The following is an 11734-nucleotide window of genomic DNA, read 5'->3' as shown; positions in this document are numbered from 1 at the left end:
ACATTACAGATTAAAAAGCAGAAATTTGGCAGCTACAAAAAAACATCGTGGAATTAACCTTAATAGAGAGTTGTCTGCTCGGCTCATTGATCTTCTGTTTCTTAATACAATTATACTTTAGCTTATTTGTTCATCTGAAACTGGCATTTTTTCCGGTTGAACCAATACCTGAAACTGATGCAAAACCCTTAAGCGTTGTCATTTGTGCACGCAATGAAGTAGATAACCTAAGAAATTACCTTCCTTCGGTTCTGGAGCAAAATCACCCTGATTTTGAGGTAATTGTTGTAAATGACCGTTCATGGGACGGAACGAGACAACTTTTAGAGGAGTTTGCCAGGCAATATAAGCGGTTAAAGATCGTAACGATTTCAGAAGGGGAGAAATTCATTGCCGGTAAGAAATTTGCCGTTACGATGGGAATCAAAGCTGCTTCCAACGATTGGCTGGTGTTTACCGATGCCGACTGTGTTCCTGCTTCAGCCAACTGGTTATTGGGAATGCAGCAGTCTGAAGATCCTAAGGTCGAGATCGTTTTAGGTTATTCTCCATACCTGAAAAAGCGGGGGATTCTAAATGCTTTGATTCGTTTTGAAACGTTTTTTACCGCTGTAAACTATCTTTCCTATGCGATTAAAGGCATGCCATATATGGGCGTGGGAAGAAATATGGCTTATAAAAAGACGCTTTTCTTCAAGAACAAAGGATTTGCTGCCCACATGCACATTCCTTCTGGTGATGACGACCTGTTTGTTAATGCGAATGCACATTCCGGGAATACAGAAATCAGGATCAATAAAGAAAGTCATGTATGGTCTGAGCCTAATACCAGCTTTGGCGCTTACCTGAGACAAAAGAAAAGACATTTCGGAGCAGGAAAGCTATACAAAGGGAAACATAAGTTTATCCTTTCCTGCCAGATCATCTTTCAGTTTCTGTTTTATGCTTTCTTTGCTGCATTGTCGTGCTTCAAAGCGACATTATATCCTGCTTTAGGTGTTTTATTTGTAAGTATTGTGGTCAGATGTTTCATCTATCCCCGCATTTTAAAGCGGTTAAATTATAGTGATTTACGATGGTGTTTTCCCATCCTGGACATTCTCTTGTTCATTTTTCTCGTGTTTAACGGCATTCTGTCTATATTTGTTAAAAAAGTAAAGTGGAAATAAGATCAACGCTAATACAAGAATATTTTAAGGATCTGACTGATGAACAAATTGCTCAGTTTGATCAGTTGTACGATTTATATAGTTTCTGGAATGCCCAGATCAATGTAATCTCCAGAAAAGATATTGATGAACTTTATGTTCGTCATATCCTTCATTCTCTTGGTATTGCAAAGTTTTGCACTTTCAAACCGGGAGAAAAAGTATTGGACGTAGGCACCGGAGGAGGTTTTCCCGGAATTCCTTTGGCCATTCTATTCCCTGAAACCCAGTTTCATCTTGTTGATTCTATCGGAAAGAAGATTAAAGTGGTTACGGAAGTTGCAGCCGGTCTGGGATTGAAAAATGTGAAGGCCAGTCATTTAAGGGCTGAACAGGTGACAGATAAGTATGATTTTGTCGTATCCAGAGCGGTGACAAGGCTTATTGACTTTTATCCATGGGTAAGAGGCAAGTTTAATAAAGATTCTAAGAACGCAATTCCTAATGGTATCCTTTACTTAAAAGGTGGTGATCTTGCCGAAGAAATTGAAGAATCAAGGTTGAAAGCGGAGTTGTACCCACTGGCAGACTATTTTAAAGAAGATTTTTTCGAAACCAAATTTGTGGTTTATATTCCTCAATAACAAGGTTCTTCTCTTTGAAGAAATACTGTAAAAAAAGCAGATGCTCTTTTCATCCCCGAATATTTACTGAAGGGCAAATATTCGAATGTCTTCAAAGCACATCTGCTTTTTTTATAAAATCCTGCATGCAATCATCACAGGAATCCTGCTCAAAATCATTCCAGGCCGGATTAAAAGCCTACGTTATTTTTAATGCCTTAATCTCCTCTTCTCTATGAACCGGATTTATCGGTTGTTGAAGTCAGGTATGCTAATTTTTTCTACTTCCGATTAACTGAAACATTGGGCTGTGGGAACTCATTATCCTACTTTCTCCTCTCTGTTGATTACAACGATCGCTATTGAGGCAGAGCGCCCTTAACACTTTATTTAGAGTAATATTTCTCCTGAAAAAGATGCGTTCCGGGAAAAGGCATAGAAAAATTTTGGGCTTCTTCAGCCCAAAAGATTTCAGCCTTTGAGCGGTAATGCTTCTTTTTCAGCAAGATATTTCTCTTCTATAGTGATTATTCAAGCGATAAGTTATAAGTTAGCCAATGAGCTTAATCCATAAAATCGCCCTTACCATGATCAAAAATGTAGGGCACATTACCGCTAAAAATCTATTGGCACATTTCCCTGGTCCTGAAGCGATCTTTAGTGCCAGTAAGAAAGAATTAATGGAGGTACCAGGGATTGGGTTACAAACTGCAACATTGATTCTTGGGAAAGAGGCGATGGTCAAAGCGAAAATTCAATTGGAATTCATTAAGAAATATCAGGTTCAGGTGTTATTTCTAACAGATGATAATTATCCAGTCCGACTAAAAAACTGTGCGGATGCCCCTGTCTTATTGTACTACAGGGGAAATGCAGATTTAAATCATCCCCGGATCATTAGTGTGGTCGGTACCCGTCAGGCCACAGCCTATGGTAAGCTGCTCTGTAAGCAACTTGCGGAGACACTTGCAGGTTATGAGGTGCTGATCGTAAGCGGGCTTGCTTATGGGATTGATGTGACTGCTCATCAGGAAAGTCTCCAAAATGGAATTCCGACGGTAGGGGTTTTAGCGCATGGATTAGATCGCATGTATCCTCAGGCTCATAGTCATATTGCGAAGAAGATGGTTCTTAATGGTGGTTTACTTACCGAGTTCCCATCACTCACAAATCCAGACAAGGAGAATTTTCCAAAGAGAAACCGGATCATTGCAGGAATATCAGATGTGACCATTGTGGTGGAAGCTGCATCAAAAGGCGGGGCACTCATTACGGCAGATATAGCGAATTCTTATCACCGGGACGTTTTTGCCTTTCCGGGAAGGGTGAATGACCAGAGCTCTGAAGGTTGTAACTTCCTGATTAAGACGAATAGGGCCGGCTTGATCAGTCATGCGAGAGATCTTGCTTATTACCTTGGCTGGGAACATTGCAAAGCGGAGGAGCCGGCTGTAAAATCAAATTTCCCGGTTGAGTTGAGTAGGGAGGAGCAACAGATTCTTCAGGTTTTAACAGGTTGCGCAATTGCTATAGATGAGCTGGAGCTGCGTCTGGAAATTCCAAAAAGTAAGCTTGCTTTGCATTTATTGAACCTGGAAATGCAGGGGATTTTGACTTCTCTGCCCGGGAAGTTGTACCAGTTGAATCAGGATATTTCCTCCTGACCTATAAAATAGATTGCAGATAAGTCTATTGGACTAGTAGAATAAAATGTTATTTTGTTTATTTTTAATTTAAAAAATTAAATATTGAATTATCATTTGTAAATAGAATTCTAAGCCTCAATTTGTATTTTTGTATCATGTGGTACAATAATATTTTGGAAACCATTGGCAATACGCCACTGGTAAAATTGAATAACATTACGAAAGAAATCCCGGCTACAGTGCTGGCTAAAATCGAGACCACCAATCCTGGTAACTCGATTAAAGATCGTATGGCAGTCAAAATGATTGAAGATGCAGAGAAAAGCGGTAAGCTTAAACCTGGTGGAACAATCATCGAAGGAACATCCGGAAATACCGGGATGGGTCTTGCTATGGCTGCGATCATTAAGGGCTACAAATGTATTTTCACTACTACGGATAAACAATCTAAGGAAAAGGTAGATGCTTTGCGTGCTTTTGGTGCGGAAGTGATCGTATGTCCTACTAACGTAGAGCCGGAAGATCCTAGGTCGTATTATTCAGTTTCTTCGCGTTTGGAGCGTGAGGTTCCAAACTCATGGAAGCCAAATCAATATGACAACCTTTCTAACTCACAGGCTCATTATGAGCAGACAGGTCCTGAAATCTGGGAACAAACGGAAGGAAAGATTACACATTTAGTAGTTGGCGTTGGGACAGGTGGTACCATTTCCGGCACCGGAAAATACTTAAAAGAGAAAAATCCGAACATTCAGGTTTGGGGAATTGATACTTATGGTTCTGTATTTAAAAAATATAAGGAGACGGGAATTCTGGATAAGAATGAGATCTACCCATATATTACAGAAGGTATCGGAGAAGATTTTCTGCCGAAGAATGTGAATTTTGACATCATTGACCTGTTCGAAAAAGTAACAGATAAGGATGCGGCACTGATGACCCGCGACATTGCGCGTAAGGAGGGGATCTTTGTTGGAAACTCTGCAGGCTCAGCCATTGCAGGACTGCTTCAGTTAAAGGATAAGTTAAAGCCTGAGGATGTAGTGGTTGTAATCTTTCATGACCATGGCAGTCGTTATATGGGCAAAATGTATAATGAAGACTGGTTGAGAGAACGCGGCTTCCTGAAAGACGAAAAACTTACGGCAAGAGCTATTCTTGCAAAGAGAGAGGCAACTGACATCGTTACGATCGACTGTGAGAAGACAATTCTTGAGGCGATCAATAACATGAATACTTTAAACATATCTCAGATTCCGGTAACTCAGAAGGGGATGGTGGTAGGAAAGGTTGCAGAAAGTGACATTCTTAAAGCGCTTCTGGAGAACCCGTCTTTAAAATCTGCTCCTGTTCAGGAAATCATGTCCAGTACTTTTCCTTTTGTGGATATGAATACTTCGATTGATAAGATCTCTGCACTGATTAACAAAGAAAATAGTGCGGTACTGGTAGAAGATGAACAAGGTAAAATTGAAATTATTACGCAATACGACATCATCAATGCAATCTCCGGATAGGGGAATTGATGAAGCATAAAAAAAGTCCCGGAATATTTTCCGGGACTTTTTTTATATCCTGTGTTTTCGAATGGGCCTAATGACTTGGGCTTGAAGCATCGACACGTTTAATCTGGGCACCTAAAGCACGTAAACGTGTATCGATATCCTGGTAACCACGTTCAATCTGCTCAATATTGAAAATTGTTGAGGTTCCTTCTGCAGATAATGCGGCGATCAGAAGGGAAACACCTGCACGGATATCCGGGGAAGTCATGCTGATTCCTCTTAATTTATATTGTTTGTTGATTCCGTTTACAGTCGCTCTGTGTGGATCGCAAAGTATGATCTGTGCACCCATATCGATCAGTTTGTCGACAAAGAACAGGCGGCTTTCGAACATTTTTTGATGAATCAATACCGAACCTTTAGCCTGTGTAGCAACTACCAGTACGATACTCAATAAATCTGGTGTGAATCCAGGCCATGGTGAATCTGCAATGGTAAGCATAGAACCATCAATAAATGATTCAATTACATAATGTTTTTGAGAAGGAATGAAAATATCATCACCTCTTAATTCGAATTTTATACCCAGCTTTCTGAATACTTCAGGAATGATCCCAAGCTCAGAATAGCATACGTTTTTAATGGTAATCTCCGATTCTGTCATGGCTGCAAGGCCAATAAAGGATCCGATTTCAATCATATCAGGCAACATGCGGTGTTCTGTTCCGCCTAATTTGGTAACACCTTCAATCGTCAGCAGGTTGGAACCTACTCCACTGATTTTAGCACCCATGCGGTTCAGCATTTTACACAATTGTTGCAGGTAGGGTTCACAAGCAGCATTGTAAATGGTTGTGATTCCTTTTGCCATTACAGCAGTCATTACGATATTGGCTGTACCGGTTACGGAAGCCTCATCCATTAATATATAAGCACCCTGTAAGTTTGTTGCGTCTACGTTAAAGAACTCTTTTTTAGCGTCGTAGATAAATTTTGCGCCTAGTTTTTCAAAACCAAGGAAATGGGTGTCCAGTCTTCTGCGGCCGATTTTATCGCCTCCCGGTTTAGGGATAGCTGCCTTTCCAAAACGGGCTAAAAGCGGTCCAACGATCATGATAGATCCTCTTAAGCTGCCTCCTTTGGCTTTAAATACATCAGATTGGAAGAATTCCAGGTTGATGTTTTTTGCTTCAAAAGTATAAGTGTCTTTGGATAAGCGTTCTACTGTTACTCCTAAATCTCCTAAAAGTTCGATTAGTTTATTGACATCTTTAATATCAGGGATATTGCTGATGGTGACTTTCTGGTCAGTTAATAAAACGGCTGAGATAATTTGCAGGGCTTCATTCTTTGCGCCCTGAGGCTGGATTTCACCCTTTAACTTTTTTCCACCAATTATTTCGAATGCGTTCATGTTGTATTGAGCTTGTATAGTATAAAAATTGGTAAAATCTAGTGTCTTTGTTTTGGATTGTTGTTGCGTTGAGTACGGTTATTGCTGTTGTTATTGTTGTTTTGTCTGCCTTTACCGTTATTGTTGTTCCTTCCGCGGTTATTGTTGTTGTTCGCTGGTCTGGCCACTACAGGTTTGAATTCAACTTTGTTTAGATTGATGTTGTCGTCTAATTGCAGTTGTCCACCAGATAGTTCACGCAAATTCTTTAGAATGGTTTCATCAGCCACGCTGTCTTTGTTCCAGGTCACGTAAGCCATTTTCATGAAATTGGCAATTCCCTGCACCATTGCAGCTCTGCGTTCCGGCTCTTCTACTGCTTTAGCTTTCTCGATCATTGTTTCTACGGTTTTGCCATAGTGTTTGTAGGTGATCTTCTGCTGAGGGTAACCGATGTGTTCTGGTTTTACCAAAGCATCCTCGGGACTAGGCTTTGGATATGGGCTGTCTACATCGATCTTATAACCGGAGATGATGTGTAAATGATCCCATAATTTATGCTTAAAATCAGCTACATCACGCAAATGAGGATTTAAAAACCCCATAAGGTCTATTACTGCCTGGGCATATTTATTACGTTCTTCAAGGTCGGGTAATTCAATAATGTACTTCACCATGTTCTGTACATTACGGCCGTATTCGGCGAGGATTAACTCGTTTCTTGTGGTATTATAATCGAAATTCATCTGTATAATTATACTTTTTATTTTAATATTCGACCGGGTCTTTAGTCCGGCCGGCCCTTTTGGGCATATTGAATCTTATTGAGTAAGCTATTTTCTGCCAGAGCTTTGTCGTATCAGGAGATAACGAAATAAAGTTAGATTAGGTATGTTCAAACTCATGCAGATTCTGTAAAGATATATTTTATTTAACAATTCGCAATTTAGCAAATTTTAATAATAACTGCTTATTACCCAGACCTTGAAAAAATACAGTTGCTTTTACATCCGGAAGTGTACCCTCCAGACTTACAATTTTACCGAAGCCAAACTTTTCATGTTCTACTTCCATTCCATTTTGGAACAGGTTTGCTGCATCAGGGGTAAAGCCAGGAGTAGGAACGTGAGCTTTTGGCAACATCGAGGTTGTTTTTGGTCTTGGTGCCGTGGATGTTCCGCTTGTACTTGCTGCTGATGCCGGTTTTGGCTTGCTGAAAGTATCCCTTTGCTGCGTCCAGCTTCTTCTTTCCGAAGAGAAGCTATCGTCATTTAAAGTGCTTTTAGCTGGCTTTGCCACTTCAATCTCCAGGTAGCGTGCATTGATTTCATCGATAAAACGACTCGGTTCACAGTTGGTTAGCGTTCCCCATCTGTATCTGGACGTTGCATAAGTCAGGGTCAGTTTCTTTTCTGCACGTGTTACCGCCACATAGAAGAGCCTGCGTTCCTCCTCCAGATCTGTTCTGGAGTTTAAAGACATTTGAGAAGGGAAAAGGTTTTCCTCTAAACCTACTACAAATACATTTTTAAATTCCAGACCTTTGGAAGAGTGGATCGTCATTAAAGAGACCGTATCTTTATTTTTATCGTCTCCTTTATCGTCATTCGTCAATAGCGCAATATCCTGCATAAATACAGCCAGGCTACGGTCTTCAATGTCCTCACGCTCACCAAATTCCTTGATACCGTTTAACAATTCCTGGATATTTTCATGTCTGCCACGACCTTCATCCGTAGTATCAGAATGTAGTTCCTTTAATATTCCCGAATGCTGAGCAATATATAAAGCGGTTTCGTAAGCATCCAGTTTTTTCGCTTCGGCAGCGAAGCTTTGAATCATTACGGCAAAGTCGTTCAGCTGATTGGCGATCCTTCCTGCAATATATTGCTGAGGATCACAGATCACCTGCCACATCGTGATGTCGTGTTGGTCTGCTGCAACCAGAATTTTTTCTACTGTCGTATCTCCAAGTCCTCTTTTGGGATAATTAATTACCCTTTTTATCGCTTCTTCGTCCGCAGGGTTGAAAGTTAAACGGAAATAGGCGATTAAATCCTTGATTTCCTTACGCTGATAGAAGGAGAGTCCTCCGTAGATTTTATAAGGTACATTTAGCTTTCTTAAAGCCTCCTCCATTGCTCTGGATTGCGCATTGGTACGGTATAAGATTGCGAAATCATTGTAGTTATATCCTTTGGAACTGCGTTCCTGGACAATCGCTTCAGCAACAATTTTACCTTCTTCATTATCTGTAAAAGCACGTTGTACCTTAATGCGGTCGCCGGATTCATTATCGGAAAAAACATTCTTTTCCAATTGGTTCTTATTGTTGGCGATAATGCTATTGGCAACTTCTACAATATTTTGGGTAGAGCGGTAATTCTGCTCTAATTTATAGACTTTTAAATCGGGGTAATCGCGTTCAAAATTAAGGATATTCTGAATGTTCGCTCCCCTGAAGGCATAGATACTTTGCGCGTCATCACCTACTACACAGATGTTTTGGTAAGCTGCTGCCAGTTTCTTTACAATTGTATATTGGGAAAAGTTTGTATCCTGGTACTCATCAACCATCAGGTATTTGAATTTCTGCTGGTATTTGTTCAGTACATCGGGATGGTTCTTTAACAAGACATTTGTTTTAAACAGCAAATCATCGAAATCCATCGCTCCCGCTTTAAAACAGCGTTTGGTATAGGTCTCATAAATCACACCGATTAAAGGGCGTTTATTGCTGATGTCCTCCGCCTGAATTTCTGCATTCTCCATGTATTCTGTATGGGAAACCAGGTTGTTTTTTGCGGAAGAGATCCTGTTGTAGACAAAATTTGCATTGTACAATTTGTCGTCCAGCTGCAATTCCCTTAATATTGCCCTGATCAGGCTTTTACTGTCGTCCGTATCGTAGATAGTGAAGTTGGAAGGGTATCCGATCTTTTCTGCTTCCACTCTTAATATCTTGGAGAATACCGAGTGAAAGGTACCCATCCATATATTTTTGGCTTCCGCACCAATCACTTTCGAGATACGCTCACGCATATCTTTTGAGGCCTTATTGGTAAAGGTAAGTACCAGAATGTTAAAGGCATCGACCCCTTTTTCAATCAGGTGTGCTACCCGGTAAGTAATTACACGTGTTTTTCCGGAGCCGGCACCTGCGACAATCATTACGGGTCCCTGGGTATTTTCTACTGCTGCGCGTTGTTGGGGGTTTAATCCTGCTAAATAATCCAAAATACTATCCTGTTCTGCTTTTTAAAGGTATTGTTTAAACCAAGTAGCTGATATCGATGTGCGAGGGGCACATGAAACTACATTCGCACAAAAATAAGAAAACTATGGCTTTTATTGGAGTTACATCCAATCTTTTTTCCCTGATTCTATATAATACAACCAATAGTTCGCCATACGGTGAATCTCGGCATAATTCCCATATTTAAAATGAATCGTTCCCGCAGCGGTATGTAATACCAAATGTCCAATGTTGGCCTTTTTATGCCAGAAGTATTGTTTGGTTGTGATCCCCTGGATTTTATGCGGTTCCATTATTTGATGTTCTACATCCCATATTCCGCTTTTTTTGATGATAAAGTTTTCAGACAGGTATAAACGGTGATGTGCAAATTCAAAATACAGCATTATGACCACCAGAATGGTGTAGGGGATGATCCACCAGAAATAAGGACGCAGATGAACCAGTACCGATCCGATAAGGAGAAAGAAAGAAATCGGAATAACCACCTTGAGCATTATTGTTAAAAAAAGGAAGCGGTAGTTTGGAATAAAAGTGCTGTTTTTTGGGGGAATACATTCAAAGATCATCTTTAACAGTTCATCTCTCTCGTTTTCATCACATCCCGGAATCTCAATGTCGTGTTTTTTATTGTCTTTGTCGTCCTCATCAGCAGAATCAAAAGAAGCCTGTTTGAACTTCATGTTCATCAGGTCCAGTTTTTTCTGGAAGTAATTCTGGCTATAGCTGCTGATCTGTACCCTGGCTGGTTTCAATAAGGTATGTTTCTTTTCAAAAAGTCCGGATGTGATGGCCAGTACTGCTTTCTTTTTGATGACTTCAAAGTCGAAATATTTAATGAAATTCCGTAAAATATTTGTTCCGAGAATGATGAGCAGGGCAAAGAAAAGAAGTACCCCTATGGAAATCAGGTTTAGTCCTTCTGTAGAAAGTGCTTTTATTGGATTTTCTTCCAGCTGAAAAGCTTCTGTATAGTTTTTTAGCATCTCCATAATGGCGAAGATAAAACCCATGAGAAGGGCTACGCTTGCACCGTAGTTAGAAGTTAAGCCCACTTTAAGGAGGGTAGTGGTGCTCAGTTTTAGAAGAGGCTCAGGGTTTGGCCCCTGCCCGTCTGTTGATTTTTCTGTTGTTGTACCGGGAGTGTCTCTGTTTAAAAGTCTTTCTCTTAATATCGTGGCAGTATGGTGGTCAATTGCTTTGATGCTTGCTTCTTTTTTATCGCTGCCCGCAGTGTCAATATCGAGACTATAGACGCCTATGATTCTTTGAATGAGCGACTGGTTGATGTTGACCTGCTGGATCTTATCCAGTCTGATGCTGATGTGTTCCTTGCTCAATACGCCTTTTTGAATTACAAATTCCTGTTTTTCTTCATCCAGAAAAAAACTGAACCTGAGGTAGCTGAGGTAAGAATAGATGATCAGAATGAAAAGGAAGACCAGGAACCCGGCAATCAGGTACCAATGATTCATGCCTTTGGCGCGGACCAGGACCAGGATGATAGGAAACACCAATACCCGAATACTGCGCTGAAGGTGATCAGCAAACATTACGGCTACACCGGCGGCCGACTGTCTTTTAGGTTCAGAAAAATCAGTTCCCATCTTAATCGACTTTAGCCAGTTGTCTGTTCAGTTCCTCTTTGATGGTTTTTGCCAGATTAATGTCCAGTCCGGGAATAGTGATGCTTCCCGAAATGCCTCCGGCAGTAAATACATGGAGCGCGCCCAGCTGAAACATCCTGGAGAAAATCCCTTCATTTAAAGTAATGTGTTGTATTCTCGTAAAGGGGATGATAGAAGTAGATATCGAAATGATTCCGCTTTTATAAATCAGGTCTTTTTCTCTGATGGCATAGCCGATTCTTTTAATACTGGCCCGGTAAAGCGTAATTAAAAGGATGCTGAAAAGGAGGTAGATCCCGGTAAACAGGTATAAATAAGGTCTTAATTCTTCTACCAGGAGTAAAATTGTGGCTATTGCCGCAGCGAGGATGAACAGGAAAATGGATATATTTAATAATACTACCTTCCAGTATTTCCTGCTTAATGCATTTAATGCTACTTCTTCGTATTTCGGAAGCGCGTCTATATCTAACGTTTCATTTGTAAAATCCTGCATTTCCTTTTGCTATAATGGCGTTCGAAACGAAGTTAGGGA

General features: G+C 40.5%; 9 protein-coding genes. 4 read left to right on the top strand and 5 right to left on the bottom strand.

Annotation, left to right across the window (positions count from 1 at the left end):
* Positions 1-47 precede the first annotated feature (47 nt).
* The 4 genes from DBR43_RS20385 (at position 48) to DBR43_RS20370 (ending at position 4934) form a co-directional block, all read left to right on the top strand.
* Positions 48-1169: a glycosyltransferase gene (locus DBR43_RS20385; RefSeq protein ID WP_233603062.1), complete on the top strand. Its 1122-nt coding sequence runs from the start codon at positions 48-50 to the stop codon at positions 1167-1169.
* Positions 1160-1792, top strand: a complete 633-nt coding sequence (rsmG, locus tag DBR43_RS20380) for a 16S rRNA (guanine(527)-N(7))-methyltransferase RsmG (protein WP_124584147.1) — start codon at positions 1160-1162, stop codon at positions 1790-1792. Before DBR43_RS20385 ends, rsmG begins: the two co-directional genes overlap by 10 nt.
* 536 nt (positions 1793-2328) lie before the next feature.
* A complete protein-coding gene (gene dprA / locus DBR43_RS20375) occupies positions 2329-3435 on the top strand; it encodes a DNA-processing protein DprA (RefSeq protein WP_124584145.1) in 1107 nt (368 codons plus the stop codon).
* Positions 3436-3572: 137 nt separating this feature from the next.
* The gene (locus tag DBR43_RS20370) at positions 3573-4934 is read left to right on the top strand and encodes a pyridoxal-phosphate dependent enzyme (RefSeq protein WP_124584143.1); all 1362 of its coding nucleotides are present in this window, start codon (positions 3573-3575) and stop codon (positions 4932-4934) included.
* A 76-nt stretch (positions 4935-5010) separates the two neighbouring features.
* Here the strand turns inward: DBR43_RS20370 and murA are convergent, their stop codons facing one another.
* The 5 genes from murA to DBR43_RS20345 form a co-directional block, all read right to left on the bottom strand.
* The gene (murA, locus tag DBR43_RS20365; RefSeq protein WP_124584141.1) at positions 5011-6336 is read right to left on the bottom strand and encodes a UDP-N-acetylglucosamine 1-carboxyvinyltransferase; all 1326 of its coding nucleotides are present in this window, start codon (positions 6334-6336) and stop codon (positions 5011-5013) included.
* Between the two features lie 38 nt (positions 6337-6374).
* Positions 6375-7061: a DUF4290 domain-containing protein gene (locus DBR43_RS20360; protein WP_124584139.1), complete on the bottom strand. Its 687-nt coding sequence runs from the start codon at positions 7059-7061 to the stop codon at positions 6375-6377.
* Between the two features lie 181 nt (positions 7062-7242).
* Positions 7243-9552, bottom strand: a complete 2310-nt coding sequence (locus tag DBR43_RS20355; protein WP_124584137.1) for an ATP-dependent helicase — start codon at positions 9550-9552, stop codon at positions 7243-7245.
* Positions 9553-9672: 120 nt separating this feature from the next.
* Entirely contained in the window at positions 9673-11178 is a 1506-nt protein-coding gene (locus DBR43_RS20350) for a PH domain-containing protein (RefSeq protein ID WP_124584135.1), read from the bottom strand.
* Position 11179: 1 nt separating this feature from the next.
* Positions 11180-11695, bottom strand: coding sequence for a PH domain-containing protein (locus tag DBR43_RS20345; protein ID WP_124584133.1), 516 nt, complete (start codon positions 11693-11695; stop codon positions 11180-11182).
* Positions 11696-11734: the final 39 nt, after the last annotated feature.

This window comes from Pedobacter sp. KBW06 (genome assembly GCF_003852525.1).
In the GTDB taxonomy this organism is placed as follows: Bacteria; Bacteroidota; Bacteroidia; order Sphingobacteriales; family Sphingobacteriaceae; genus Pedobacter.
Note: the sequence above shows the minus strand (reverse complement) of the source record. Positions and strands in the feature narration are given on the sequence as shown.